At 75.7% G+C, this 25901-nt stretch carries 25 protein-coding genes; 22 read left to right on the top strand and 3 right to left on the bottom strand.

Translation table 11 applies throughout. The features are described from left to right. Positions 1-87: 87 nt before the first annotated feature. From ACPPVO_RS26540 to ACPPVO_RS26605, 14 genes are read left to right on the top strand one after another with little or no spacing between them, the layout of a single operon-like run. Positions 88-1404 carry a hypothetical protein gene (locus ACPPVO_RS26540; protein WP_426513856.1) on the top strand — a complete coding sequence of 439 codons (1317 nt, stop codon included), beginning with the start codon at positions 88-90 and terminating at the stop codon, positions 1402-1404. 6 nt (positions 1405-1410) lie between these two features. Continuing rightward, a complete protein-coding gene (locus ACPPVO_RS26545) occupies positions 1411-2076 on the top strand; it encodes a carboxypeptidase-like regulatory domain-containing protein (RefSeq protein WP_426513857.1) in 666 nt (221 codons plus the stop codon). Between the two features lies 1 nt (position 2077). After that, a complete protein-coding gene (locus ACPPVO_RS26550) occupies positions 2078-3280 on the top strand; it encodes a phage tail sheath family protein (RefSeq protein WP_426513858.1) in 1203 nt (400 codons plus the stop codon). A 13-nt stretch (positions 3281-3293) separates the two neighbouring features. Next, the gene (locus ACPPVO_RS26555; RefSeq protein WP_426513859.1) at positions 3294-3797 is read left to right on the top strand and encodes a phage tail protein; all 504 of its coding nucleotides are present in this window, start codon (positions 3294-3296) and stop codon (positions 3795-3797) included. Then, the gene (locus ACPPVO_RS26560; protein ID WP_426513860.1) at positions 3775-4608 is read left to right on the top strand and encodes a hypothetical protein; all 834 of its coding nucleotides are present in this window, start codon (positions 3775-3777) and stop codon (positions 4606-4608) included. Before ACPPVO_RS26555 ends, ACPPVO_RS26560 begins: the two co-directional genes overlap by 23 nt. After that, positions 4596-5327, top strand: a complete 732-nt coding sequence (locus ACPPVO_RS26565) for a hypothetical protein (RefSeq protein ID WP_426513861.1) — start codon at positions 4596-4598, stop codon at positions 5325-5327. Before ACPPVO_RS26560 ends, ACPPVO_RS26565 begins: the two co-directional genes overlap by 13 nt. Then, entirely contained in the window at positions 5324-6838 is a 1515-nt protein-coding gene (locus ACPPVO_RS26570; protein ID WP_426513862.1) for a phage baseplate assembly protein V, read from the top strand. Before ACPPVO_RS26565 ends, ACPPVO_RS26570 begins: the two co-directional genes overlap by 4 nt. Continuing rightward, a complete protein-coding gene (locus tag ACPPVO_RS26575; RefSeq protein WP_426513863.1) occupies positions 6835-7173 on the top strand; it encodes a hypothetical protein in 339 nt (112 codons plus the stop codon). Before ACPPVO_RS26570 ends, ACPPVO_RS26575 begins: the two co-directional genes overlap by 4 nt. Beyond that, positions 7170-7571: a GPW/gp25 family protein gene (locus tag ACPPVO_RS26580; protein WP_360385696.1), complete on the top strand. Its 402-nt coding sequence runs from the start codon at positions 7170-7172 to the stop codon at positions 7569-7571. The genes ACPPVO_RS26575 and ACPPVO_RS26580 overlap by 4 nt, the downstream gene beginning before the upstream one ends. A gap of 10 nt (positions 7572-7581) precedes the next feature. Beyond that, positions 7582-10152, top strand: a complete 2571-nt coding sequence (locus tag ACPPVO_RS26585; RefSeq protein WP_426513864.1) for a baseplate J/gp47 family protein — start codon at positions 7582-7584, stop codon at positions 10150-10152. Beyond that, complete coding sequence (locus ACPPVO_RS26590; RefSeq protein ID WP_426513865.1) at positions 10139-10609, top strand: phage tail protein; 471 nt, start codon at positions 10139-10141, stop codon at positions 10607-10609. Before ACPPVO_RS26585 ends, ACPPVO_RS26590 begins: the two co-directional genes overlap by 14 nt. A 22-nt stretch (positions 10610-10631) precedes the next feature. Next, a complete protein-coding gene (locus ACPPVO_RS26595; protein WP_426513866.1) occupies positions 10632-11684 on the top strand; it encodes a PASTA domain-containing protein in 1053 nt (350 codons plus the stop codon). Position 11685: 1 nt separating this feature from the next. Beyond that, positions 11686-12135, top strand: coding sequence for a hypothetical protein (locus ACPPVO_RS26600; RefSeq protein WP_426513867.1), 450 nt, complete (start codon positions 11686-11688; stop codon positions 12133-12135). A gap of 5 nt (positions 12136-12140) precedes the next feature. Next, positions 12141-12926 (top strand): hypothetical protein, encoded by a 786-nt coding sequence (locus ACPPVO_RS26605; protein ID WP_426513868.1) that lies wholly within the window; start codon positions 12141-12143, stop codon positions 12924-12926. Between the two features lie 4 nt (positions 12927-12930). Here the strand turns inward: ACPPVO_RS26605 and ACPPVO_RS26610 are convergent, their stop codons facing one another. Further along, positions 12931-15546: a CHAT domain-containing protein gene (locus tag ACPPVO_RS26610; protein WP_426513869.1), complete on the bottom strand. Its 2616-nt coding sequence runs from the start codon at positions 15544-15546 to the stop codon at positions 12931-12933. A gap of 101 nt (positions 15547-15647) precedes the next feature. Between ACPPVO_RS26610 and ACPPVO_RS26615 the strand changes: the two genes are divergently transcribed. Genes ACPPVO_RS26615 through ACPPVO_RS26635 form a run of 5 tightly spaced genes read left to right on the top strand, consistent with a single transcriptional unit; the run spans position 15648 to position 20414 of the window. Continuing rightward, on the top strand, positions 15648-16799 hold the full coding sequence (locus tag ACPPVO_RS26615) for a S8 family serine peptidase (RefSeq protein ID WP_426513870.1): 1152 nt from the start codon (positions 15648-15650) through the stop codon (positions 16797-16799). Beyond that, complete coding sequence (locus ACPPVO_RS26620; RefSeq protein ID WP_426513871.1) at positions 16796-17347, top strand: RNA polymerase sigma factor; 552 nt, start codon at positions 16796-16798, stop codon at positions 17345-17347. Before ACPPVO_RS26615 ends, ACPPVO_RS26620 begins: the two co-directional genes overlap by 4 nt. Further along, a complete protein-coding gene (locus tag ACPPVO_RS26625; protein WP_426513872.1) occupies positions 17344-17835 on the top strand; it encodes a hypothetical protein in 492 nt (163 codons plus the stop codon). Before ACPPVO_RS26620 ends, ACPPVO_RS26625 begins: the two co-directional genes overlap by 4 nt. Before the next feature lie 50 nt (positions 17836-17885). Beyond that, a complete protein-coding gene (locus tag ACPPVO_RS26630; RefSeq protein ID WP_426513873.1) occupies positions 17886-18638 on the top strand; it encodes a hypothetical protein in 753 nt (250 codons plus the stop codon). A gap of 36 nt (positions 18639-18674) precedes the next feature. Further along, a complete protein-coding gene (locus tag ACPPVO_RS26635; protein WP_426513874.1) occupies positions 18675-20414 on the top strand; it encodes a hypothetical protein in 1740 nt (579 codons plus the stop codon). 89 nt (positions 20415-20503) lie between these two features. Here ACPPVO_RS26635 and ACPPVO_RS26640 read toward each other — a convergent pair whose 3' ends face one another. Further along, positions 20504-20749, bottom strand: a complete 246-nt coding sequence (locus ACPPVO_RS26640) for a hypothetical protein (protein ID WP_426513875.1) — start codon at positions 20747-20749, stop codon at positions 20504-20506. A gap of 121 nt (positions 20750-20870) precedes the next feature. On the opposite strand from ACPPVO_RS26640, the gene ACPPVO_RS26645 reads away from it, so the two are divergent. Continuing rightward, positions 20871-21977 (top strand): Vms1/Ankzf1 family peptidyl-tRNA hydrolase, encoded by a 1107-nt coding sequence (locus tag ACPPVO_RS26645; protein ID WP_426513876.1) that lies wholly within the window; start codon positions 20871-20873, stop codon positions 21975-21977. A 96-nt stretch (positions 21978-22073) separates the two neighbouring features. Then, positions 22074-23567 (top strand): MFS transporter, encoded by a 1494-nt coding sequence (locus tag ACPPVO_RS26650; RefSeq protein WP_426513877.1) that lies wholly within the window; start codon positions 22074-22076, stop codon positions 23565-23567. Between the two features lie 4 nt (positions 23568-23571). Here ACPPVO_RS26650 and ACPPVO_RS26655 read toward each other — a convergent pair whose 3' ends face one another. Then, positions 23572-23985, bottom strand: coding sequence for a hypothetical protein (locus ACPPVO_RS26655; RefSeq protein ID WP_426513878.1), 414 nt, complete (start codon positions 23983-23985; stop codon positions 23572-23574). A gap of 128 nt (positions 23986-24113) precedes the next feature. On the opposite strand from ACPPVO_RS26655, the gene ACPPVO_RS26660 reads away from it, so the two are divergent. Further along, the gene (locus tag ACPPVO_RS26660; RefSeq protein ID WP_426513879.1) at positions 24114-25895 is read left to right on the top strand and encodes a putative bifunctional diguanylate cyclase/phosphodiesterase; all 1782 of its coding nucleotides are present in this window, start codon (positions 24114-24116) and stop codon (positions 25893-25895) included. The last annotated feature ends 6 nt before the right edge of the window (positions 25896-25901 follow it).

Consider the following 25901-nt stretch of genomic DNA (forward strand, 5'->3'; position numbering starts at 1 on the left):
GAACCCGAGTATTTCGGGGCACTCGCCGGGGCTCTTTGTGAGGCCTGGTGCGGGAGAGCCGCACCGCCGCACGAAGGGAAACGCCCCATGCATCTCTTCCGTCCCCTGCTCCGGTACCGCGGTCCGTACCTGCGGATCGGCGTCAACGTCGGCCGGCTGGCGCGGTTCACGCGCCACGAGCTCACGGTGCTGTCGCTTCTCGAGTTCGACCGCGTCAAGGCGCCGTCGGCGATCTGGGGCATGGCGCGCGACGACGACTTCCAGTCCGAGGGCGTCGACGACAAGACCATCGAGTGGGTCACCACGCACGCCGCGGCGGTCAAGGCGGCGAAGTGGAAGAAGCGCACGTGGGTGGTCATCGACGACAAGGGGCACAAGTACTCGACCCTCATCTACGGCGGTCAGCTCAGCGAGCTCGCCCGGGCGCGGTACTACCGGTCCGGCGACTACAGCGAGGTCATCGCGGCGCTGCTGAGCTGCTTCGCGCCGTCACCGCGCCGCGACGCCTGGATGACCGAGCTGCCGCTGGAGTGGGCCGGCCAGGACGAGGGGTACGTGCCCCGGGCCCTGACCCAGGAGGAGCTCACGCCCGAGCGGATCGCCACGATGGAGTCGCTGACCGCCCTCGGCAGCAACATCATCGAGCGCTCGCACGTGAAGGTCTCCCGCAAGGGCAAGTACCTCATCATCCAGTACCTGGCCAGCACGCGCCGGTTCAACCACGGCCTGGACGGCTATGCCGAGCACCGCCACGTCGTCGACCTCGAGACCGGCGACATCTTCTTCCAGGCCAACGGCGAGGGCCGGCACGCAGTCCGCACCGTCGACGGGATCAACAACCCGCTCGCCCCGTTCGTGTTCGACGTGATGCTGCGCTCGTTCTTCGCCTGGAACCGCCTGCTCGACGAGCGGGCCAAGGCGCGCCGCGAGTCCGGCGACACGAGCGCGGAGACGCTCGACATCCTCCGCAAGCCGCGGGAGGCGCACCAGGCGCTCAACGAGTACCTGCGGCGCACCGACAAGCGGCTGTTCCTGCACCGCCAGCTGGCCTGGGCCCTCGACTTCGCCAGCGGCCTGTCCCGCACGGCCCGGCTGATCTTCGGCGGGGAGGTGGTCGGCGCGCCGTCCGTGCTCGGCAAGCCGCGGCCCAAGACCGGCGGCGGCGGGGGCGACGGCGGCGGTGGCGGCGACGGCGGCCCGTCGGGGGGCGGTACCACCCTGCAGCAGTCGGTCGCACCGATCCTGCCGTTCCTGGTGCTGCTGGTGTACTTCCTCGACGAGGAGCCCGACGAGGTCGGCGACGACGAGGAGCCGGACTACAACTCGATCTTCGTCGCGCTCGACGAGCGCGACCGGCCGATCGCCCAGGCGCCGCTGAAGCTCTTCTCCGACGAGGAGATGTAGCCGGCGATGCCCGCCTCCGGCGTCATCCCAGCCGCGACCGAGGAGCTGCTGGCGTGGGCGCGGGCGGCCGGCCTGACGGTCGCGTCCGGCCCACCGGCCGGCGATCGGTCGCAGGTGTACCTCTGGCTGCTCGGCCTGCTGCCGGAGCAGCAGCTGCGCCCGGGCGAGGGCGTCGCGGCGGTACGGCTGCGGCTGCGGTACCTGTGCTGCGCCGGCCGCCCCGACGACCTCGCCTCGCTGGACCGGCTCCTGCAGGCCACGGTCGGCGGCCCGCACCCCGCGGTGTTCGAGCCGGTCCCCGCCGAGCTGTGGCTCAGCGCCGGACTGGCCCCGCGCCCCGCCTTCCACCTCGACGTCGTCGCCCGGCTCGAGCGCCCCGTGCGGGCCGTGCCGCGGGTCACCGCGCCGCTGCAACTGCGGACCGCGCCGATGGCGACCCTGCACGGCACCGTGCTCGGCCCCGGCGGCGTGCCGCTGCCCGGGATGCGGGTCGAGACCGCGGACGGGCGGGTCGGCGCCGAGACCGATCGCGCCGGGCGGTTCGCGCTGCCCGGCGCGGTCGCCGGCGGCCCGGTCGCGCTGCGGCTCAGCGGCCGCGGCCGGCACTTCCAACACCAGGTTCCCGCGGACGGTCAGCCCGCGGTGATCCGCTGCGAGTTCAGAGAGGACTGACATGCCCCACTACGCATCACCCGGCATCTACGTCGAAGAGGTCAGCGGCGGCGCCCGGCCGATCGGGGCGGTGGGCACGAGCACCGCCGGCTTCGTCGGCACCGCCCCGGACGGCGGCGCGCGGCGCAACGAGGCCGTCGCGATCGGGTCGTGGTCGGAGTTCCTGCGCGCCTTCGGCGGCGAGGGGCCCGGCAGCAGCACCGCGCTGTCCCGCGCCGTGTACGGCTTCTTCGACAACGGCGGCGGCCGCTGCTACGTCGTGAACGTCGGCCCGGGCGAGCCGATCGGCGGCACCGGGCGCGCCCGCAGCGGCCTCGGCCTGCTCGAGGCCATCGACGAGATCGCGATCGTGGCCGCGCCCGGCTACAGCGACGCGGCCTCCCACGAGGAGCTGCTCAAGCACTGCGAGGCCCTCGGCGACCGGGTCGCGATCCTCGACCCGCCCGAGGAGCCGGCCGAGGTCGAGCGGTTCACCCGCGTCGCGACCGCCGCCGTGCCGAAGAAGCCCAAGGGCGACGGCGACGCCCCGCCGGCTCCGGTCAACGACGGCGCGCTGCGGCCGCGCCAGTCCGACTACGGCACCTTCTACCTGCCGTGGCTCGTCGTGCGCGACCCGATCACCGGCGAGATCGTGCCGACGCCGCCGAGCGGCCACGTGGCCGGCATCTGGGCGCGGACCGACACGCTGCGGGGCGTGCACAAGGCGCCCGCCAACGAGCCGGTGCGCGGGGCGCTCGACCTCACGTACCGCATCACCCGCGCCGAGCAGGAGGTGCTCAACCCGGCCGGGGTCAACTGCATCCGCTACTTCCCGGCCGAGGGCATCCGCGTGTGGGGCGCCCGCACGCTGGCCGCCGAGGCGTCGGAGTGGCGCTACCTCAACGTGCGGCGGCTGTTCAGCATGCTCAAGGAGTCCATCGCCGACGGTACCCGCTGGATCGTCTTCGAGCCCAACGACGAGCAGCTGTGGCGCTCGATCCGCCGCGACGTCGGCGCGTTTCTCACCCGGGTCTGGCGCGACGGCGCGCTCATGGGCGCCTCGCCGCAGCAGGCCTTCTTCGTCAAGTGCGACGCGGAGACCAACCCGCCGGAGGTGCGCGACGCCGGCCAGGTCGTCGCGCTCATCGGGGTCGCGCCGGTGAAGCCGGCCGAGTTCGTCGTGTTCAAGCTCAGCCAGTCGTCCGTCGGCACCGAAGCGCAGTAAGGGAGCCCCGCCAATGACCACGCCACTGAGCGCGCCCGCCGCGACCCCGGCGGCCCAGCCCGGCAACTGGGTCGACCCCTACCGGGCCTACAACTTCAAGCTGCTCGTCAACAACGTGACCGAGGGCCACTTCACGGAGGTGACCGGGCTCGGGGTCAAGGTCGAGCGGATCTCGTACCGCGAGGCCGGCAACAACAGCGTCGTGCGCGCGATCCCGAGCCGCGTGACCTATCCGCCGGTCACGCTGCGCTTCGGCCTGACCCGCTCGGCCGACCTGTGGGAGTGGCTCATGACCGCGGTCGAGGGCCGGGTCAGCCGCCGCAACGCCTCGATCGTGCTGCTCGACTCGTCCGGCTCCACCGAGGTGCTGCGCTGGAACCTCATCAACGCCTGGCCGCAGGAGTGGTACGGGTCGCCGCTGGACGCCATGAGCCGGGAGCTGGCCATCGAGACGCTGTCGCTGGCGCACGAGGGTCTGCAGCGGGAGGCCGGCGGTGGCGCGGCGGCGACTGCGTAACGGCCTCGCCGCGGGGCTGCGCCGCGGGGCGGCCCGGGCGCGCCGGCTCGCCGAGCGGGCCGAGCGCCTGGCCGACCGCCTGGCGGCGCCGCCCCCGCCGGTCCTCGACCCGCCGTTCCCGTTCGAAGACCCGCTGCTCCCGCTCGAAGCCGACGTGGACCTGGATCTGCCACCGGACCTGACCCCGCCGTCCAGGCCGGCGCGACCTCCGCAGCACTGGCTCGACGCGGTCAACCGCCGCGCTCCCGTGGGCGCGGGGCCGTCGGCGGGCTTCTCGACGGCACGGTTCCCGGAACTGTCCACACCGGACTCGCCGGGCCCGTCCGCACCGGCCTCCGTCGCACTGTCCACACCGGACAATGCGGCGCCCCGACCGGTTGGGACCGACCTCGAGCTGGTGCGCGCTCGCCCGGTATTCGGGCGGCCTTCGTCCCCGCCGGACGCTCGGCCGGCTTCCGGGTGGCCGTCGTCCGCGCCGGACATTCGGCCGGCTTCCGGGTGGCCGTCGTCCGCGCCGGACATTCGGCCGTCTTCCCGATGGCCGTCGTCCGCGCCGGACGGCCGGCCGGAGGTTCGGCCGCGAATCGGTGACCCGGGCCGCGGCGAGCCGATGCCGGCCATCGGCCCGGTCGCGAACGTGGACGAGGCCGCGAGCCCGGGATGGGACGGGAGCCCCGGCGCGATCCGGCCGGGGGACTGGCCCGAACTGCCCGACGACACAGCACAGTGGACGGTCGCGCCGCGCCCGCGGCGGCGTGAGCGCGACCGGTACCTGGACGAGGAACAGCGAGGACTGCCATGGAACGCGTAGCGTTCATCGTCGACACGACCGGTGAGCGGATCGACTGCCTGCTCAACCCGGAGACCTTCGAGGTCAGGCGGCTCGCCGGGGTGCGCACCCCGGCGGCCGGGGCCGAGCCCATCGTCGGGCGCGGCCGGGCCGACGACCCGGTGCGCTACACCGGCGGCGGCCGCACCGAGCTGCAGCTCGACATGGTCTTCGACGTCGGGCTGATGGAGACGGCCGGGGCGCCGCAGGACGTGCGCGCGCTGACCGCGCGGCTGTGGAACCTGGCCGAGAACTCCGCCCAGGAGCTGGGCAACGGCCGGCCGCCGCTCATCCGGCTCGTGTGGGGCAAGTCGTGGAACGTGCCCTGCGTCGTGTCGGCGATCGCCGAGCGGTTCGACGCGTTCAACTCCGGTGGCGCGCCGGGGCGCTCCTGGATCCGGCTGAAGCTGCTGCGCGTCGGCGAGCCGGACGCCGCCTCGGCCCGCTCGTTCGACGACGAGCTGACCCGCTCCGCGACCGCCACGGCCGGCGCCGACCGCCCGGCCGCGGTCGAGGCGATCGGCGACGGCGGGCGGCCGGACGGGGCCCCCGGCTCGGCCCGCCTGGACCTGCTCGCCGCCGAGGCGCTCGGCAGCCCGATGCGCTGGCGCGAGCTGGCCGCCCACAACGACGTCGACGACCCCCTAGCCGTCACCGCGGGCACCGTCCTGGCCGTGCCGCCGGACGGGAGCGCGTCGTGATCCCCGCGGTCGAGGTGCGGGCCGGGGGCGCACCGCTGCCCGACGGGTGCCGGGTGCGGGCGGTCCGCGTGGCGCGGCGGCTCTCCCAGCCCGCGCAGTGCGAGCTCACCCTCGACGACCCGCTGGGCCGGGCGACGGAGCTGCTCGGCGCCGCGATCACCGTGCGGGTGGCCGGCGACGGGCAGGACCTGTTCGCCGGGGAGGTCACCGGGGCCGACGTGGTCCGCGCCGCCGACGGCGAGGCCGGGTCGCGGCTCGTCGCCTACGACGCGCTGCACCGGCTGCGCAAGCGGCAGACCCCGCGGTGCTTCGAGAACGTGGACGCCGCCGGGCTCGCCGAGGCGATCGCCGGCGGGATCGGGCTGAGCGTCGAGGCCGGGGAGCGCGGGCCGCGCTTCGAGCGGATCGTGCAGCACCGCCAGCGCGACCTGGAGGTGCTGGTCGCCACGCTCGCCCGGGTCGGGCTCTACGCGGCGGTGGACGGCGCGGCGCTGCGCCTGGTGTCGCTGGCCGGCCACGGCGAGGCGGTCGGGCTGCGGTACGGCCGCAACCTCCACCGCGCCGAGGTCACCGCCAGCCTGGAGCGCGCCGCGGCCCGGTGCACCGCGTCGGCCTGGCGGCCCCGCACCGCCGACCTGCTGACGGCCTCGGCCGAGCGGCCCGGCGGCGGCCGGGACATCGGGCTGCGCCCCAGCCCGGGCACCGACGGCGGCGCGGGCACCCTGACGCTGCTCGACGAGGCCGCCGGCGGGGCGGAGGAGCTGCAGGCGGTCGCGCAGGCGGCCCTCGACGCCAGCGACGCCCGCACGGTGGTGCTCGACGGGGTGGCCGACGGCGACCCGCGGCTGCGGCCGGGCGGGCGGGTCCGGGTCGACGGGATCGCTCCGGCCCTCGACGGCGGCTACGTGCTGACCCAGGTGGTCACCACCGTCGACGCCGACGGGTACCTGGCCGCCGTGTCCACCCGGCCGCCGGAGCGCCCCGCGTCCCGCGGCGGGGCGGCGCTCACGCTGGGCACGGTCACGGACGTCGGCGACCCCGACGGCTGCGGCCGGGTCCGCGTCGGGCTCGGCGCCGTCGCGGGGCTCGACCTGGGCTGGCTGCCGGTGCTCGTGCCGGGGGCGGGCGCCGGCCGCGGCCTCGTGGTGCTGCCCGACGTCGGCGACGCGGTGCTGGTGGCGCTGCCCCAGGACGCGTACGGCGGCGCGCTCGTCGTCGGCTCCCTCTACGGCACCGCGGCCGCGCCCGACGGGGCCGGGGTCGAGGGCGGCCGCGTCCGGCGCTGGTCGATGCGGACCGCGTCCGGCCAGTCCGTCGTCGTCGACGACGAGCGCCGGTCGCTGCGCCTGCAGAACGACGCCGGCTCCTACGTGGAGCTGGGCCCCGACCTGCTGCGCCTGCACGCCGCGAGCGACCTGGTGCTGGAGGCGCCCGGCCACGGCATCACGGTCCGGGCCGGCACCGTCGACTTCGAACACGCGATCATCGCCGTCCCGGGAGGTCCCTCGTGAAGCTCGTGACCCTGGCCGCCGTGGTCCGCTGCGGGCACGACGGCCGCGTGCAGAACGCGGCCTCGCAGACGTGGGTGCGGGCCGCCGGCCGCCCCGTGCTCGTCGACGCCGACCCCGAGCGGCGGCCCATCGCCGGCTGCCCGAACATCGGCCCGACGATGAAGCCGTGCACCACGACGCTCGCCGTGAGCGCCGGCTACAGCTCGTGGCTGCGCATCGACGGCCGCCGGATCGTGCTGTCCAACCTGGACGGGCTCACCGACGGCACGGTACCCGGCACCGTGCACTACACCGTCCGGGATCCCGGCCAGGGCCTCGCGGGGGCCGACGCATGAGGGCGATCCGCTTCCTCGACAACGGCCTCGCGGTCACCGCGGCCGGGACGCTGTCCATGGTGGAGGGCGACGCGGCCGTACGGCAGGCGCTCCTGCTGCTGCTCGCGATCACCCCCGGCGAGCGGCTGATGCGGCCGGAGTACGGCTGCCACCTGAACCGGCTCCTGTTCGCGCCGAACGACCAGACCACCGCCGGGCTCGCCGTGCACTACGTGCGCCAAGCGGTCCAGCGCTGGGAGCCGCGCGCCGACATCGTCGAGCTCGACGCGGCGGCGGACCCCGACCGCCCGACGCGGCTCAACATCCGGCTGCGCTACCGGGTGCGGGCCACGGCCGCGCTCGGCGTCATCGACCTGCCCCTGGACCTCGCCCCGGCCGAGCCCGGTACACCCGCATGAGGAGCCCGTCATGAGCCTTCCAGCCCCGAACCTCGACGACCGCGCCTTCGCCGACCTCGTCCGCGAGGCCCGCGAGCGCATCGCCCGCACCTGTCCCGAGTGGACCGACCTGTCCGTGCACGATCCCGGCATCACCCTGGTCGAGGCGTTCGCGCACCTGACCGAGGTGCTGCTGTACCGGCTCAACCGCGTCCCGGAGAAGACGTACGTCGAGTTCCTGAACCTGCTCGGGGTGGCCCGCCGCCCGCCCGCCGCCGCGTGGACGGCGCTCACCTTCGCCCGCACCGGCGAGGACCGGCCGCGCGTGGGCATCCCGGCCGGCACCGCGGTCCTCGCCGCGGCCGGCGCCGACCCGCGCCCGGTGGTGTTCGTGACGACCGAGCCGGTCGTGCTCGCCGAGGGCGCCGCGGAGGCGAGCGTCCGCGGGCACCACTGCGAGCCGGTCGCCGCCGAGCTGCTCGGCCTCGGCACCGGCCGGCCCGGCCAGGTGCTGCGCACCGCGCACGCCCCGCTCGTCACCACCACCGAGCCGTTCGACGTCATGCTCGGCGTCGAGACCCCGGCGGGCGAGGTCGCCGACGGCGCGGCGGCCCGGGACTTCGGCGGCCGCTCCTTCGAGATCTGGCATCCGGTGGACGGGTTCGCCGGCCTGGCCCCGGACGCCCGCGTGTACCTGCTCGACCGCAGCACCGGCACGGTCACGTTCGCCCCGGCGGTCGACGACGCCGGGGTGCCGGTCGCGGCGGTCCCGGCCGCGGGGCGCGAGGTGCGGCTGTGGTACCGCACCGGCGGCGGCCCGTCCGGCAACGTCGCCGCGGGCACGCTCACCGCGCTGCGCGAGCCGATCCCGGGCGTGCGCGTCACCAACCCCGACCCGGCGGTCGGCGGCCGCGAGATGGAGCGGACCGAGGCGGCGCTGACCCGCGGCCCGTACGAGTTCTTCGCGCTGCGCCGGGCCGTCACCGCCCGCGACTTCGAGCTGCTGGCCACGTCGGCGTCCCCGGCCGTGGCGCGCGCCAAGGCGTTCACCCGCAGCAGCATGTGGGCGTTCGCGCGCCCCGGCGAGGTCGAGGTGGTGCTCGTACCGCACGTCGGGGAGGAGTCGCGGACCGGCGGGCGGCTGCCGATGGCCACGATGCTGGGCCGGCAGACCGAGGACGTGCGGGCGCAGACCCAGGGCGACCTCGACGCCCGGCGGGCGCTCGGCACCAAGGTCCTGGCCGGCTGGGCGCGGTACAAGGCGGTCTCGGTCCGCGGCCGGGTCGTCGTCGGCCCGCACGAGGACGTCGACGCGGTACGGCGGCGCGTCAACGACCGGCTGCACGCCACCATCAGCCCGCTGCCGACTCCGGCCAGCCCGACCGGCTGGGCGTTCGGCGAGCCGCTGCGCGCGTCGAACGTGTACCGGATGCTGGAGCAGGCCGAGCCCGGCGTGCGCTACGTCGAGGACGTGCGCTTCGTGCTCGACGAGGTGCCCGACGGCGCCGTGCGGGCCGTGGCCGCCGACCGCTACCAGCGCGACACCTGGTACGCGGGCAGCGCCGGGCTGCTGTTCCGCTCGACCAACGGCGGCGACGGCTGGGAGACGGTCGGCCGGTTCCCGGGCGAGGACGTGCGGATCGTCGCGGTCGCCCCGGAGGCGGCCCGGCCGGGCATCGTCGCGCGCCCCGGGCACCTCGCGGTCGTGACCCGCGACGCGGACGGCGGCTCGGTGGTCCGGGTCTCGGCCGACCTGGGCGAGACGTGGACGCTCGTGGCCGCGCTGGAGCCCGCCGTCGCCGACGTGGCCTGGATCGACCGCGAGGGCGCGGCCGCGCTGCTGTGCGCCACGGACGCGGGGCTCTACGAGGTCGCGGCGGAGGCGGGGGCGGTACCGCTGCAGATCCTGGTCGAACCGTCCGACCCCGACCGGGGCTTCGCCGGCGTGCGGGCCTTCGTCTCCGAGCGCGGCGTGCACGGCGTCGCGGTCGCGGCCCAGGCCCAGCTGGGGGTATATCTGTCGGTCGAGGGCGGCGCGGCCGGCTCGTTCGTGCCCATCGGGCTGGCCAAGGTGGACGCGCGGGCGCTCGAGGTGCAGTACGACGGGCCGGCCACGGTGCTGTGGGTCGGGGCCGGCGAGTCGGACCCGAACAAGCCCGGCCAGGGCTGCCACCGGGCCCGGCTGTTCGAGGCCGACGTGCGCTGGGAGCGGCTCGGCGCCGGCTGGTCCGGCGGCACCTGCTGGGACATCGACTTCGACGGGCCCACGGTGCTGGCCGCGACCCAGAGCGCCGGCGTGCTGCGCCTCGACGGGGCCGCGCCCTCCCCCCAGTGGGTGCCGGGCAGCGTCAACAGCGGGCTGCCGCTGCGCGACCGGACCCGGTTCGCCCCGGTGTCCTCGCTGGCCGCGGGCGCCCCCGGCGGCCGGCCCCGCCGGGTGCTGGCCGGCACGGGCAGCGGCGTCTACCGCACCGACGACGGCGCCGGATGGGCGCTCACCGCCGGGCGGGAGACCACCGGCCCGGTGACGATCCCGGAGACCTGGCTGCTCTGCTCGGCGGAGCACGACATCGAGGTGGTGCGCACCGATGCGACGGACTGAGATCGAGCGCCTGCTGCCGGCGGTCTACCAGCGGGCCGCCGGGGGCGGACCCCTCGCCGCGCTGCTGGACGTCATGGAGGGCATGCACGAGCCGGTCGAGCGCCGGCTGGCCGCGGTCGAGGACCTCGTCGCGCCCTACCGGGCCCCGGACGCGTTCCTGCCGTACCTGCTGAGCTGGCTCGCGATGGACCACCTCGGGCGCTCGCTGCCCCCGGGCCGGCGCCGCGACCTCGCCGCGCGCGCCGGTGAGCTGGCGCGGGCCCGCGGTACCGCCGCCGGGCTCTGCGCGCTGCTGGGCACCGTCACCGGCGTCGGCGGATTCGCGGTCGACGAGCCCGCCGACCGCCCCTTCCACATCGTCGTGCGGGTGCCCGAGGCCGCCCGCGACCAACTACCGCTGATCCGGATGGCGGTGGCGCTGGAGAAGCCCGCCGCCGTCACCGTCGACATCGCCTGACCTGCGACAAGGAGGAGCCGTCATGTCCACCAGCTGGGTGGTCACCACCGCCGCCGAGCGCATCGCGCTCGACGACGCCAAACAGGGTGAGACCACCTTCACCGTCACCAACCCCGGGGCGCGCGCCGACCGCGCGGTCTTCGAGGTCGTCCCCGGCGACAACGCGGACCCGGCGTGGTTCACCGTCGACCAGCCGCAGCGGCAGGTCGCGGCCAGCGGGTCGGCGTCGTTCCTGCTCGCCGTCGCGGTCCCCGCCGGCGCCGCGCCCGGCACCTACGAGGTCCGCGGCCGCGTGTACTCGTCCAGCGAGGCGCCCGAGGAGTCCTCGGTGCTGAGCAACCGGATCGTCTTCGACGTCCCCGCCCCGCCCGCGGCGCCGCGGCGCCGGATGCCACTGTGGATCATCGCAGTCGCGACCGGCCTCGTCGTCGTCACCGGCATCGTGGTCACGCTCGTGGTGACCCTCGGCGGCGGCGAGGACCGGGCCGCGCCCCAGCCGGCCGTCGCCGCGTCGGGCCCGGTCACCGTGCCCGACGTGACCCAGCTCAACGAGGCCCAGGCCGCGTTCGAGCTGCGCCGCAACGGGCTCGTGCCCGGCGTCGTCAAGCACCGCAACGACTCCACCCGGACCGACACCGTCGTCGAGCAGAGCGTCAAGGCCGGGGCCACGCTGCAGAAGGGCGACGTGGTCGGGCTGGTCATCGCGGTGCGGCTCGCCCCGCCGGCTCCCAAGACGGCCGACAACGCCACGATCAGCATGAAGAACGGCAAGCTGGAGTGGGACCAGGCCGAGCCCTACGTCACCCACTGGGCGGTTGCCTACTGGCCCAAGGTCTGCATCGGGCAGAACCCGCCCGCGCTGGCGTGCGCGTACGTCCCGCTGGCCATCGTCCGCGTCGACACGCGCTCGGCCGTGCCGCCGCTGCAGCCGGCCCGGGCCAACCTGAGCCCCGCCCCGTACGACATGTACAGCCAGGACTTCGACGGCACCTTCCAGTGGACGGTCGCCGCCGTGGACGACTTCGGCGTCGTCGGGACGGCCAGCCCGACGCTCACCGCGAAGCTGGGGGTCTGACATGAGCTCGAAGCGGATCGCCATCCTCGTGATGGCGGCGATCGCGGTGCTGTACGTGCTCTCCGCGGTCAACCACACCGGCGGCGACGCCGCGGCGCTGCAGCGGCCCGGCGGGTTCGTCGGTTGGCTCGGGCGGTGGCTCGGCGGCACCCCCGACGCCGACCGGAAGGACCTGAGCGCCCCGTGCCTGAGCGAGGCGCGGCTCACGGTCACCAACGGCACCTGCACGCTCAAGGTCGCCGCGGCCCCGGCGGACCAGCGCAACGTGCGGCTGCGCAGCGACAGCAACCTCGCGGTGCAGGCCCCGGCGCCCGGCCGCGACACCCTCGTGCGCAGCGACGTCGAGGCCGGCGCCACGGTCAGTGTCGCCGTCGGCCGGGCCGGCGCCGACATCGACGTCATCTGCGCGGGCGAGCGCACCTGCGTGCTGACCCTGGTGGCGGGGGAGTGAGCCCGATGAACCTCGAGCGGCTGCGCACCCCGTTCTTCCTCATCGCCCTCGTCGCGATGGCGCTGGTCGTCGCCGTCGAGCTCGGCGAGCACCTCATCGTCGGCGGGTTCGACGCCGGCACCGCGCTGACCGGTCAAGCCGCGGCGGCCGGGCTCGACGTCCCGGCCGGCGGGCAGGTCGAGCGGCCGGCCGGGCTGGGCGTGCCGTACCTCGCCCTCGTCGACGCCGCCGCCCTGTTCACCGTCGCGCTCATGGCGGCCGGGCTCGTGGTGCCGCAGCGGCTGCAGGGCCGGCTGCAGGCGATCGTGACGCTGGTCTTCGCGATCCTGCTGCTGCTGGCCGCGGCCGGGCTGCTGGTGCTCGCGATCGCCAAGCTGATCCTCATGGTGACCCTGCTGCTGGCGTTCCCGTTCGGCACGATCGCCTACCTGATCGGGTTCGGGTTCTTTCCCCGCGGTACCGCCGTCGTCATCCTGTCGCTGCTGATGTTCCTGAAGTTCGTGTTCGCCGGCGCGCTCGCCGCGGCGCAGCAGCGCTTCCTGCAGAACAAGGGCCTCGTGGCGCTCGTGCTCACATCCCTGCTGTGCACCGTGGTGGTGAGCCTGCTGCACGGCGTCGTGCCGGGGGTGCTGGTGAGCATCACCGACGCGGTGGCCGGGATCGTGTGCGCCATCGCCGGGATCGTGTGGGCGATCGTGCTGCTCGTCGGCGCGGTCGTGGGCATCGTGACCGCGGCCCGGGCGACGGCCGACGCGGCCCGCACCGCGGCCGTGCCCGCGATCGCGGCCTGAGCACTCACGCGCCGAAACAGGCGAAGACGCCGGTGCTGTACCGGTGCGCCGGATCGGCGGCCAGCTGCGCGGCGGCCAGGGCGGCCGCCGCGTCGCTGCCGGCGGCGAGGCGCTTGTGCACGTCGCTCATCAGGACCGCGGTCGCCCGGTCGTCGACCGGGCCGGTGCTGGCCACCACCGAGCGGGTGCCCAGCTGCAGCAGGGCGCTGGTCAGCCCGAGCAGCTCCTCGCCGAGGTGCACGGCCGCGACGCCGGTGTCGCAGCCGGACAGCACGAGCGTGCCGGGCGCGGTCCGCAGCGCGGAGAGGTCGTAGATGGTGAGCGGCCCGTCGGTGAGCCGCAGCGCGGAGAACAGGCCGTTGTCGGCGCGGAAGTCGCCGTGGCAGGCGATGTGGCCGATCCGGGCGCCGTCGAGCGCGGCGAGCACGTCGGCGACCCGGGCCCGCTCGCCGTCCAGGACCCGCGATCCGGGCGCGTACCCCGCGATCCGGGCCACCTCGGCCCGCGCGTGCGGCGGGTCGGACGGGCCGACGAGCACCGGGCGGCCCGTGGGCTCCGGCGTGCGGTACGCCCGCCACCACATCGCCGCCGAGGGCGCCACCCGCACCGGCCGGCCCCGGCAGCTGGGCAGCAGGGCCCACGGCACCGCGTGCAGCCGTGCCACCGGCGCCAGCACCAGGTCCCGGTCGCCGATGCGGTCCGCGAGCGGGGACAGCAGCGCCGCGTCGAGCACGTTCGCGGCGTGCCGGGCCGCGGCCTCCGCGGCGGCCGTGTGCCCGCGCGCCGCCACCAGCCGCCGCTGCGCGAACCGCAGCCCGGCGAGCTCCTCGGCCACCGGCGCCAGCGGCCCCAGCGGCCGGTGGGTGACCTCCCCGCCGGCCACCACGAGCGCGTGCAGGACGCCCCCGACCGCGACGAAGTCGACCAGGGCGGCCGGGCCGAGCGCCGCGGTCAGCTCGGCCGGCCCCGGCGGTCCGCCCGCCGACGGGCCGTTGCCCTGCGCCTGCCACGCGCGGGCCCGCACCCGCGCCTCCAGGTCGTGCTGCCAGCGCATGAGCCGCCCGGAGTCCGCGGCGCTGACCGGCGCCGCGGACAGGTCGGCGTGCACCCGGCGCAGCATCGCCAGCCCGCGGGTGACCACCGGGTCGGCGCTCGGCCGGGCCGGCGGCAGCCACAGCGTCGCGGCGCTCGTGCGCTGGGCGGCCGCCAGCATCCGGGCCGGCTCCTCGTGCGCGACGGCGAGCTCCAGCCGCAGTTCGGCCAGCTCGGCGACGGTGGCGCCGCTGCGCACCCGCAGCTCGGTCGCGCCCAGGCTGGCGCGGTGCACCTCGAACTCGGCGAGCCCGGCGTCGGCGTGGCGGATCGCGGCGGCCACGTCACCGCCGGCCCGCGACGCCCGGGCCCGCTCGTGCCACAGCCGGGCCCGCAGCGCCGCCGGTCCGCGCCGGGCAGCCCCGGCCGCGGCGGCGAGCCCCAGCCGCACGCGTTCGGGATCCTTCAGGTGTACCGCGAGCTGCACCGAGTCGAGCCAGGCCTCCCACGCCGGGATGAGCCACCCGGCGCGGCCCAGCGCCGCCGCGGTGTCCTGCAGCCGCCGCAGCGTGCCCCGGTGGGCGGCCCCGGCCGCGACGGTCGCGGACAGCTCCACGGCCAGGGCCCGCAGCGCGAGCAGCGGCCGGCCGTGGGCGCCGAACGCCCGCCGGGCCGCCCGGGCCGTCGCGCGCGCCTCGGCGGCCCGGCCCCGTGCCAGCGCGATCCGCGCCACCAGCAGCGCCGCCTCGCCCCGCACCGCGTCGAGCCGCCCCCGCGCGCCGGCGTCGAGGGCCTCCTGGGCGGCCCGCTGGGCCTCCGGCAGCAGCCGCACCGACTGCAGCAGCTCGGCCAGGTCGAGCAGGCCGACCGCGTCGGGCCCGGTCCGGCTCAGCTCCGGCCGGGCCCGGGCGTAGCGGGCCAGCGCCTCGGGCACGTCGCCGGCCTGCGCGGCCACGAAGCCCCGGTTGTGCTGCACCTGCGCGGCGCCGGTCGGCAGGCCCAGCTCGGCGTAGATGGCCGCCGCGGCGGCGAGGTCGGCCTGGGCGAGGCGGACATTGCCGTGGTACCCGTGCAGGATGCCGCGGTTGTTCAGCGCGCGGGCCTGCCACAGCCGGTCGCCGGCGCGCCGGAACACCCGCAGCGCCGTCCGGTAGCCGCGCATCGCCTCGTCGTCGCGGCCCAGCCGGCGCAGGATCACGGCCTGCTGCATGACCGCCCGGGCCCGGCGCAGCCCGCGCAGCCCGACCAGCGCCGCGTCGATCTCCCGCAGCGCGGCGGCCGGGCGGCCCAGGTCCTGCAGCACCAGCGCCAGGCTCATCCGTGCCTCGGCCGCCAGGGTCGCCCGATCGTGTCGTACCGCGACGGTTACCGCCTTCCGGAGATGTTCCGCGGCGGCCCGGGCGTCGTACGATGCCCGGGCGGCAAGGCCCGCCGCCCGGTGGGCCATCGACAGCGCCTCGGCGTCACGGGCCCGGCGGGCCGCACCCAGGGCTACCTCCGCGAGCGCGCGCGCCCGCCGCGGGTCGCCCGCCGCCGCCTCGATCGCCCGCGCCGCCAGCGCGAGCGGTTCGGCGGCACCCTCGGTCACACGGCCGATCCTGCCACCACCGTGAGCTGTCGCCTACCCGACGTATCGATCGGATGACCGGACCAGTCATCCTCTGCAGTCACCGACATCGAGGAGGAGCCGTGAACGCGTCGCAACGGTTGGAGCGGTGGCGGTCCCGCCGCGCCGAGCACCTGGCCGCCCTGCCCTGGCTGGTCACGGACACGGCCGGGGCGCGTCCGGTGCGCTACGTCGGCGGTGAGCTGCTCGCCCTCGACGAGCACTACGACGACGCCCGCGCCGCGGTCTCCGCCCAGGGCCACAAGGCCGCCGACCTCGCCGAGGACGAGCCGCTGCCCGGAGTACGGCGTATCCGGGCCCGCGGGCTCGACCCGCTGCGCGCGGCCCGGCGGGTGCACGAGCGGGCCGGCCGGGGCGGGCTCGTCGGCCCGAACCACGTCCTGCTCGGCGCGCCCCACGAACAGGGTGGGCCGTTCGGCCGCCCCGTGGCCAGCCGGGCGGCCGCGATCGCCGCGCCCGGGGCCGAGGCGCCGGTGCGCGTGGCCGTCCTGGACACCGGGGTGTGGGCCGACAGCCCGCTCCCGCCGAGCCGGTACGCCGTCGGCGCGTCCGACTACGAGACCGTCGTCGACGCCGACCTGGACTCGGTGCTGGACTCCGACGTCGGCCACGCGAACTTCATCGCCGGCGTCGTGCTGCAGGGCACCACCCGCGCGCAGGTGCGCATCGTCAAGGTGCTGGACTCCTTCGGCGTCGGCACCGAGCTCGACCTGGCGCTGCGCATCGCCGGCCTCGGCGACGCCGACGTCCTCAACCTGTCGCTCGGCGGGTACACCGCCGACGACCAGCCGCCGGTCCTGCTCGGCGCGGCCCTCGACCGGTTCCTCGCCGGCCGCGACCGGGTCGTCGTCGCCGCGGCCGGCAACGACGGCCAGGCCGGGCCGTACTGGCCGGCCGCGTTCGCCGCCGCCGACGTGCCCTGGAAGGACCAGGTCGTCGCGGTGGCCGCCCACGACGGCACGGCCGTGTGCCCGTGGAGCAACACCGGTCCGTGGGTGAGCCTGGCGGCGCCCGGGGCCGACGTCGTGAGCACGTACATCAACCACCCCGACTTCGGCACCGGCTGGGCGGCCTGGAGCGGCACGTCGTTCGCGACCCCGCACGTGGTCGCGGCGATCGCCGAGGCGGCCCACCCCGGGGCGGTGGTGGCGGCGGCCAAGATCGTGCAATCCGGTGCCGCGCACAGCTTCGCCGGGTACCCTTCGATCCTGTGACGACCTTCGATCCCACGATCGCGCTCATCGAGGCCGCCGACGGGGATCAGCGCGCCTGGGACGCACTGGTGACGCGCTACTCCGGCCTGGTCTGGGCCACCGCCCGCAGCTTCCGGCTGGGCGACGCCGACGCCGCCGACGTGTTCCAGGCGACCTGGTTCCGGCTCGTGGAGAAGCTGCACCAGATCCGCGACGGGGCGGGCCTGGGCGCCTGGCTGGCCACGACGGCCCGGAACGAGGCGATCGACATGCTGCGCCGGCGCGGCCGGGAGTCGCCGGCCGACCTCGACGACCACATGTCGGTCATCCGGTCGACCTCCGGCCTGCCGGAGGAGTCGGTGCTGCGGGCCGAGGAGGAGCGGCTGCTGTGGCAGGCCATCCGGCGCCTGCCGGGCCGGTGCTCGCGGCTGCTGCGGGCGATGGGCACCGACCCCGTCCCGACGTACGCGGAGCTGGCCGCGGCCCTGGACGTGCCCGTCGGCAGCATCGGCCCGACCCGCGCCCGCTGCCTCGGCCAGCTGCGCACCCTGATGGCGGCGGCGCTGTGACCGACGAGGAGGAGACGGCGATGAGCGGGGCGAGCGACGACGCGCTCGGCGATGCGGTCGGGCGGGTCTACACCGCCGTCGACCCGCCGCCGGTCCCGTTGCTGCGGGCGGCGTCCGGCATCCTGGCCTGGCGCCGCCCGGACGCCGCCCTGGCCACGCTGCTGCTGGACAGCGCGGTGGCGGGCGCGGCCCCGGGCGTCCGCGCGGGCGGTTCGGGCGCGCCGCGGCTGCTCAGCTACGGCTCGGGCGACACCGTGCTGGATCTCGAGGTGAGCGAGGACGAGGGCACCCTGCACCTCATCGGCCAGGTCAGCCGGCCGGTCGCGGCGCCGCTGGAGATCCGCCACCGGGACGGCACCTGGTCGGGCACGACGGACGCGCTGGGCCGCTTCACCGCCGCCGGGCTGCCCGCCGGGCCGCTGCGGGTGACCTGGGGCCCGGCCCCGGACGGCACCACCCTGTCGACGCCGGCGATCATGCCCGGCTAGCCGGTCGGAACTCGGATTGCGGCAATGAGCCGCATGTATACGATGTGCCGGTGACCTATCCGGGGGGATCGGACGATCCGCAGCAGCCATATCAGCCGCCTTACGGGCCGCCGCAGCCGCCGGCCCAGCCGCCGTACGGGCAGCAGCCGGGCTACGGCCAGCAGCCTCCGGCGTACGGGGAGCAGCAGCCGGGCTACGGCCAGCAGCCTCCGGCGTACGGGGAGCAGCCGGGCTACGGGCAGCAGCCTCCGGCGTACGGGCAGCAGCCGGGCTATGGGCAGCAGCCCGGTTACGGGCCGCCTCCGGGGTATGGGCAGCAGCCGGGGTACGGCCAGCAGCCGCCCAGCGTGCCGTGGTCCACGCAGCCGCCGAACACGGGCACGCCGCAGCGGGGCGGAAAGATCGCGCTGATCGGGATCGGCGGGCTGCTCGCCGTCATCGTGCTCGCCGTGGGTGGCTACTTCACGTACCAGAAGGTCTTCGTACACACGCCCACCGAGGTGGTGCAGGACTACTTCGGCGAGGCCGCGAAGCCCCACCCCGACAAGAACAAGCTCATCGACATGCTGTGCAAGGAGAAGGCCGACCAGGCGCGCAAGGAGGTCGCGGCCGGCGACGACGACACCTCCTCCTCGAACGAGGTCGTCGAGTGGCACGTCACCGGGGAGACCGTCAACGGCGACGCGGCGAGCGTCTACACCACGTTCACCGTCAAGTCGAACGGCAAGAACCGCAGCGAGAACCTCACCGTGAAGCTGGTCAAGGAGAACCGGAAGTGGAAGGTCTGCGACTTTGACGACTGAGGGTTCGGCGGGGTCGCCGGGGGTAGACCCGCCGCCATGCTGGCGACGATGCTCGGCGCGCGGCCGACGGTGCCGGGCGAGGACCGCAGACACGGCGTGACCGTCGCGGCGCAGGCGCGGCCGGACCGGTGGTGGTTCGGGCTGGGCCGGCCGACCCGGCCGATCGAGGACGGCGGCGATGTGCCCGACGGCGGGCGGGAGCAGACCACCCAGGGCTACATCTGGGCGTTCACCGCCGACGAGGCCCAGCGGCACCTGTGGTGGGGCACCGTGTCGAACGCGACCGGCGGCGGGATGGCCACGCTGGCCGGGGAGTTCGCCGGCGCGGGGCTCGGCGTGCCGGTGCGCCCCTGGGACGACCCGGACAACGTCACCTGCGAGTTCGCCGCCTCCTACAACGCCGCCCACGACGTCGCGCCGGCCCAGGGGGTGGCCGGGGACGTGGTGGCGGCGCAGGTCTGGCAGTACGACATCGCCACCGGCATCGCCACCGAGCGCACCCCGGACCCGGGGGAGTGCCCCGACTTCGCGCGGCTCGCGGGCGTGCGCGCGGCCGGCTCGATCGGCGACGTGGTGCTGCTCGGCGGCGTCGAGACGACCACCACCGCCGGCCCCCACGCCGGGGGCACGGTGGTGCTGCTGGCCTACCACGTCGACGGCACGTTCCTCGGCGCGCGGCGGTTCCCGGAGTGGGACAACATCAAGAACTTCGTCGTCGCCGGCGGGCGCCTGTACTTCGGCGTCGGCCGGGTCGAACCGCCGTCCGGGGGCGTGCAGCGCTGGTGCGGTACCGCCGCCGATCCCTTCCGTTTCGAGGAGGTCGGGCGGCTCGGCAACCAGCCCGCCTACTTCACCGTGCACGAGAACCGCATCGTCACGGGCACCTGGCACGGCACCGGCAGCACCGAGCCGGCCGGCGTCTACGTGAGCCCGCCGCTGCACGAGCTGGGGCCGCGCGCCCGCGACCGGTGGCGCCCGGTGTTCACGGCCGCGCAGCTGTTCCCCGACCCGCTGACCGCCGACGCGATGGTCTCCTTCGCCGTCACGTCCTACGAGGGCTGGGTCTACGCCACGTTCGGCCTGCCGTCGGTCGCGCCGTCGATGACGCGGCATCTCGCGGCGTACCCGCAGATCCCGCGCGGCACCGTGCCGGAGCTCGCGCTGGCGTACCTGCGCAGCTCGCCCGGCGGCGTGGTGTACCGCATCAAGAACCCCGGCGAGCTCAACCAGCAGGTCGAGCTCCTCTACGGCGAGCGCCGGTACTGGTGCTACGAGCCCGGCACCGCCGAGTGGGCGCTGCGGGACAACCTGCTGCACCAGGACCCGAGGTTCGGCGGCGGCGGCTTCGGCAGCCGGTTCAACGACTACGTCGGCTGGGGCGCCGCCGTGTTCCGCGGCAAGCTGTACCTCGGCACCTTCAACACCGAGAAGGTGCTGCGCGACATCACCCTCAACCCCGACACCGGCGTGCTGAGCCAGGTGCTCGGCCGGCCGGTCCCGGCGGTGGAGGCCGCGCTGTGCCGCCAGGTGGCGTCACGGCTGGTCTTCCGCGACCGGCGCACGGCCGGGCAGGTGTGGGTCTTCGACGACGCCGACCGTCCCGCCCGGCCGCTCACCACCACCGGGTTCAACAACGCCTGCAACTGGGGCATCCGCGGGGTCCTGCCGGTCGGCGACGAGCACCTCTTCTTCGGCACCAACCAGGGTTGGCAGTACCCGACCGAGCCCCGCGACGACCCGCCCCGCCGCGCCGGCTGGCAGCTGCTGAAGCTCTGACGCGCCCTCAGTACTCCGACGCGGTGGTGCTGCGCATGATGTATGTAGGCCAGGGTGAAGTACACCCCGGGGCTCACGTCGTCGTTGCGTTACTCCGCCACGGCGTCGTTGCGTGATGCGGTTCCGTCGTCGCTTCGTGGCTCGGTGCCGTCGGAGGAGCCGGTCGTGGCCGGGGCGACCCCGCTGCGGAAGCGCCGGTGGTGGCCGCCGCCCGGTCCGCCCGGGCCGGCGTTGGACCCCGTGGTGGTGCGGATGCCGCCGGTCGTCGTCGGGCCGCCGTTGCGCCGCATCTCGGCGCTGGCGGCCTCGTCGGCGCGCTGCTCGGGCGAGCTCATGGTGCACCTCCGGTGCGGGTCACTCAGGCCTCTCGCGTCCGTGTTTCCACCACCTACCCGGGGTGCATCCCGGCTAACCCGCGAAACGGTTCCTTCCCGGCAATTGGGGTAACCGCCGCATATGAACGTGTCCTTCCTACGCCCGTTGTACGAGCGTCCCGGACCGTGGGCGTCGGTCTACCTCGATGGGACGCGCAACAACGAGGACCCCGCGGGCACCGTCGAGCTGCGCTGGCGGGCGGCCCGGGAGAGCCTCGAGGCGGCCCTGTGCGACCCGGAGACCTTGGACGCGCTGGGGCGCGCCCTGCTCGGGCACACGGGCGAGGACGGCCGGTACGGACTGGCTGCCTTCGCCACCGCCGGCGAGGTGGCGATGCTGCAGGTGCTGCCGGCCCCGCCGCGGCGCGACATCGCCGCGTTCGGCCCGCTGCCGCACGTCATGCCGCTGCTGGCCCAGATGGGCGAGTCGATCCCCTATGTCCGGGTGCTCGTCGACCGTACCGGCGGCCGGATCGAGGCGGTCGACGCCTCCCGGCTCGTGCGCACCGACACCGTGGCGGGCACGGAGCAGTGGCCGGTGCACCGGGTCAAGCCGGGCGGGTGGTCGCAGCCGCGGTACCAGCGCGCCGCCCACGTGTCCTGGGAGCGCAACGCCGGTACCGTCGCCGCGGCCGTGGCGGACGCCGCCGAGCGGTGCGGGGCCGAGGTCATCCTCGTGGCCGGGGACCCGCAGGCGCGCCCGCTGCTCGTCGCGCAGCTGCCGGAGCACTGGCGCGAGCGGGTCGTGGAGACCAGCTCCACCACCGGCCCGGCGGCCCTGGAGGACGTGACCGTGCACGCGATCGCGGAGCGCGCGGCGGAGAAGGCGCGGGCGGTGCTCGACCGGTACCAGAGCCGGCGGGGCAACGACGCGGCCGGCGACGGTCTGCCCGCCGTCGTCACCGCCCTGCAGCGCGGCCAGGTCGGCACCGTGCTGCTCGTCGACGACCCGACCTCGACCACGGAGCTGTGGATCGGGCCGGAGCCGGCCCAGCTGTCGTTCGACCGGGCGGAGCTGATCGCCATGGGGGTCCGCGACACCCGGCGGGTCCGGGCCGACGCGGCGCTCGTGCGCGCGATCGTCGGCACCGAGGCCGACCTGCTCTTCGCCGCGCCGGACGAGCTGCCGGCCGACGGCGGGGTCGCCGCGCTGCTGCGCTACGCCGACGCCGGGACGCGCCGGCGCTGAGGAGGCCCCGATGTGATGTAAACCGCCGTTGACTTTCCCGTGGACCCCGGTCTACCGTGCAATGTCAACAGACGTTTACATTACGAGGGGTACTCCGTGGCAAACTCCGTCTCGTCCGGGCGGACCGGCCGGCACTCGAACAGCACGCTCGTGGTGTTGTTCCTGTCGCTGGGCGGCCTGGCGTTCGCGGTCCTGCAGTCGCTCGTCGCGCCCGCGCTGCCGATCATCGCCCGGGACCTCCACGCGTCCACCGGCGACATCAGCTGGATCCTCACCGCGTACCTGCTGTCGGCGTCCGTGCTCACGCCGATCCTGGGCCGGCTCGGCGACATGGTCGGCAAGCGCCGGGTGATGCTTGTGGTGCTCGTCATCCTGGCCGCCGGCACGCTGCTGGCCGCGCTCGCGCCCAACCTGGCGACGCTGATCGTCGCCCGGGCGCTGCAGGGCGCGGCCGGCGCGATCATGCCGCTGTCGATCGGCATCGTGCGCGACGAACTGCCCCGCGAGCGGGTCGGCGTCACCGTCGGCCTGCTCTCGGCCATCTTCGGCATCGGGGCCGGCGTCGGCATCGTGGCCGCCGGACCGATCGTCGACCACCTGTCCTGGCACTGGCTGTTCTGGCTCCCGCTGGCGGTCGTCGCCGTGGCGCTGCTCGGCGTCTTCTTCGGCGTGCCCGAGTCGCCGGTGCGCGCGCCCGGCCGCCTCGACGTGGCCGGCGCGGCGATCCTGTCGGTGTCGCTCGTCGCGCTGCTGCTGGGGATCAGCAAGGGCCGCGAGTGGGGCTGGGACAGCGTCGCGACCCTGACCCTGCTGGCCGGCGGCGTCGTGCTGCTCGCCGTGTTCGTCGCCGTCGAGCTGCGCGTGCGCGAGCCGCTGGTGAACATGCGCCTGATGGCGCTGCGCGGCGTGTGGGCGACCAACTTCGTCGCGCTGATCTTCGGCTTCGCGATGTTCGGCACGTTCGTGCTCGTCCCGACGCTGCTCGAGCTGCCCGCGGCGACCGGCTACGGCTTCGGCAAGTCCGTCTCCCAGGCCGGCCTGTTCCTGCTGCCGACCGTGCTCATGATGCTCGTCTTCGGCCCGCTCGCCGGCCTGCTGGACCGCCGCTTCGGCCCCAAGGTCCCGATGGCCCTCGGCGCGATCGCGGTCACCGCCGCCTTCGCCCTGCCGGCCGCCGGCCACGGCGAGATCTGGATGATCCTGGTCTCCGGCCTGTTCACGGGGGCCGGCATCGGCCTCGCGTTCGCCGCGATGTCCAATGCCATCATCGAGAGCGTCCCGGCCACTCACACCGGCGAGGCGGCGAGCGTGAACACCATCGCGCGGACGATCGGCAGCAGCATCGGTACCGCCGTCATCGCCGCCGTCATCGCGTCCAACACGACGCCGCAGGGGCTGCCGACCGACGACGCGTTCACCCAGGGCTTCTGGCTCTGCGCGGGCGTCGCGGTGCTCGGCATCGTGGCGGCCCTGATCCTGCCCTCGGCGCGCCGCCGTCACGAGCAGGCGGTCGAGGCGGGCGTCGAGGACCTGCCGGAAGAGCCCGCGGGCCGGCCCCACGGCGCACCCGCGCCCGCGCCGGCCAAGTAGCGGTTCAGGGTTCGGGCCGCCGCCGCGCCTCCTCCCGGTCGGTCTCGGCCTGGTCGAGGTGTCGGCGGCCCTGCCGGCGGTGCTCGTCGGCGCCGCCCGGGCCCGCCTCGGCCGGCCGGGCGTGCGGCCACGCCGCGGTGTCGTGCCCGTCCGCGGTCGCCCGGGCCGCGGTGGCGGCGTTCTGCGCCGCCCGCTCGGCCAGGCGCCGGGACTCCTCGGCGAGCCGGGCCGCGCGGTCGCTCTGCGACGCCGTCGAGCCCCGCGGCCCGGCATCGGACTCGATCACGTCGCGGCGCAGCTCCGCCAGCCGGGCCGCGGCCTCCTCGGCGCGCTGCCGGGCCTTGTCGGCTCGGTCGTGGGCCTCGGCGCGGCGCCGGGCCCGGCGTTCGTCAGCCGGGATCTCGTCCGGAGCGCTCATGGGCGTACGACTACCCACATCGAGTGGGGATCAGTCACGGTCAGTGATGACTTGAATGGCGCGTTACGAGATGGTGAGCGGCCGGATTTCTGCTTGGTGGAAAGGCTTCCCCCATCGATGATTGACCCGTGACACGGGTCGCACCGGGCAGCCCGGCTGACACTGTCGGGGCCCTCGCGCGCCCGGTCGCGGTCGTCGAGGCCACCATGCGCTGCATCGAGCTCGATCTCCACTTCCGCGCCGATCCTTCGCTACCGTGCGTGGCCGTCATGTACCTCGACGGCGGCATCGGCCTGATCGACCGGGAGCGCTTCGGGCAGCTGATGTCCGGCCCGTTCGGGTACGGCCGCGCGCTGTGGGAGCGCACGCCGGTCGGGCGCACCGCCGACCCGGCGCCGATGATCGTCGACGAGCGCGCCTCGGTGATCGACGTCTGCGAGCAGATCAGCCGGCGCGACCGGGTGCGCCGCTACGACGACGTGCTCGTCCGCCGCGGCGACGGGCGCCTCGCGCGGGTCTCGGCGGCGTGGCTGTACGAGGCCCTCGCCGACCTCATGGCGCTGCAGGCGGTCGTCGACCCGCTCAGCGGGCTGGCGAACCGGGCCCGCTTCCTCGCCCGGCTCGCCGCGGCCTGCCGCGACACCGCCCGCCCCGGCGTCGCCGTGGTCTTCGTCGACCTCGACCGGATGAAGCAGGTCAACGACACCCTCGGGCACGCCGCCGGCGACCGGCTCATCGTCTCGGCCGCGCACCGCCTCGCGGCCGCGGCCGGCGGGGACGACGTCGTGGCCCGGCTCGGCGGCGACGAGTTCGCGGTGCTGACCCGCGTCCCCGGCGGCCACCAGCCGGAGCTGTCGGCGGCCGCGCTCGGCGAGCGGTTCCGGCTCGCGATCGCCACGCCCGACCCGGCCCTGCCGCCCGGCGCGCACAGCTCGGCCAGCGTCGGCGTGGCCGTCGGCGCCGCCACGGCCGACGCCGAGACGCTGCTGCGCGAGGCGGACGCGGCGATGTACCGCGCCAAGCAGGCCGGCGGCGACAAGGTCCGCGTGGTCGTGGACGCCGGCGCGCCCGCCGCGCCCCGCCCGGGGGCCGGGGACGGCATCCTGGCCGCGATCGACCGCGGCGAGCTGCGGCTGTTCTACCAGCCGATCGTCGGCGTGGACGACGGCCGGGTCTGGGCCGTCGAGGCGCTCGTCCGCTGGCAGCACCCGCAGCACGGCCTGCTCACCCCGGGCCGGTTCCTCGCCGACGCGGCCCGGGCCGGGCAGATGCCGGCCGTGGACCGCTGGGTGCTCGGCCGGGCCTGCGCCGACCTGGCCGCCTGGGTCCTCGTGCTCGGCGACCGCGCGCCGCGGTACGTCAACGTGAACCTCACCGTCGAGACGCTGCGCGGGGCCGGGCTGGCCGGCGACGTGCTCGCGGCGGCGCGCCGCAACGGGCTCGCGCCGGACCGCATCCGGGTCGAGCTGCCCGAGTCCGCGGACCTGGGGCAGCTGCAGGACGCGGTACGCCAGCTGGAGGAGCTGCGCGAGCACGGCGTCGGGATCGTCCTCGACGACATGGGCGCGGGCTCGGCGACCCTGCGCCACCTGTCCGCGCTGCCCGTCTCCGGCATCAAGATCGACCGCTCGTTCATCGCGGGCATGCTCGACAACCGCAACGACCACGCGGTCGTGAAGCTGCTCGGCGAGCTGGGGCGCAGCACCGGGGTGAGCGTCACGGCCGAGGGCATCGAGGAGGATGCGCAGCTGACGGTGCTGAAGGAGCTCCAGGTGCCGTTCGCCCAGGGCTACCTCCTCGGCCAGCCCGCGCCCGCCGACCACCTGAGCGCCCTGCTGCGCACCGGCCGGCCGCGCGGCGTGGCGAGCGTCCGGCTGCCCCCTGTCGAGTGGGCCGCCACCGGCGTATAACCATCG

Source organism: Dactylosporangium sp. McL0621 (assembly GCF_049995355.1).
Lineage (GTDB): Bacteria > Actinomycetota > Actinomycetes > Mycobacteriales > Micromonosporaceae > Dactylosporangium.

What these genes read in the sequence shown, in the direction of transcription:
- ACPPVO_RS26540 (WP_426513856.1), top strand. Translation starts at nt 88, where the DNA reads ATGCATCTCTTCCGTCCCCTGCTCCGGTACCGCGGTCCGTACCTGCGG.
- ACPPVO_RS26545 (WP_426513857.1), top strand. Translation starts at nt 1,411, where the DNA reads ATGCCCGCCTCCGGCGTCATCCCAGCCGCGACCGAGGAGCTGCTGGCG.
- ACPPVO_RS26550 (WP_426513858.1), top strand. Translation starts at nt 2,078, where the DNA reads ATGCCCCACTACGCATCACCCGGCATCTACGTCGAAGAGGTCAGCGGC.
- ACPPVO_RS26555 (WP_426513859.1), top strand. Translation starts at nt 3,294, where the DNA reads ATGACCACGCCACTGAGCGCGCCCGCCGCGACCCCGGCGGCCCAGCCC.
- ACPPVO_RS26565 (WP_426513861.1), top strand. Translation starts at nt 4,596, where the DNA reads ATGGAACGCGTAGCGTTCATCGTCGACACGACCGGTGAGCGGATCGAC.
- ACPPVO_RS26580 (WP_360385696.1), top strand. Translation starts at nt 7,170, where the DNA reads ATGAGGGCGATCCGCTTCCTCGACAACGGCCTCGCGGTCACCGCGGCC.
- ACPPVO_RS26585 (WP_426513864.1), top strand. Translation starts at nt 7,582, where the DNA reads ATGAGCCTTCCAGCCCCGAACCTCGACGACCGCGCCTTCGCCGACCTC.
- ACPPVO_RS26590 (WP_426513865.1), top strand. Translation starts at nt 10,139, where the DNA reads ATGCGACGGACTGAGATCGAGCGCCTGCTGCCGGCGGTCTACCAGCGG.
- ACPPVO_RS26595 (WP_426513866.1), top strand. Translation starts at nt 10,632, where the DNA reads ATGTCCACCAGCTGGGTGGTCACCACCGCCGCCGAGCGCATCGCGCTC.
- ACPPVO_RS26600 (WP_426513867.1), top strand. Translation starts at nt 11,686, where the DNA reads ATGAGCTCGAAGCGGATCGCCATCCTCGTGATGGCGGCGATCGCGGTG.
- ACPPVO_RS26605 (WP_426513868.1), top strand. Translation starts at nt 12,141, where the DNA reads ATGAACCTCGAGCGGCTGCGCACCCCGTTCTTCCTCATCGCCCTCGTC.
- ACPPVO_RS26635 (WP_426513874.1), top strand. Translation starts at nt 18,675, where the DNA reads ATGCTGGCGACGATGCTCGGCGCGCGGCCGACGGTGCCGGGCGAGGAC.
- ACPPVO_RS26640 (WP_426513875.1), bottom strand. Translation starts at nt 20,749, where the DNA reads ATGAGCTCGCCCGAGCAGCGCGCCGACGAGGCCGCCAGCGCCGAGATG.
- ACPPVO_RS26645 (WP_426513876.1), top strand. Translation starts at nt 20,871, where the DNA reads ATGAACGTGTCCTTCCTACGCCCGTTGTACGAGCGTCCCGGACCGTGG.
- ACPPVO_RS26655 (WP_426513878.1), bottom strand. Translation starts at nt 23,985, where the DNA reads ATGAGCGCTCCGGACGAGATCCCGGCTGACGAACGCCGGGCCCGGCGC.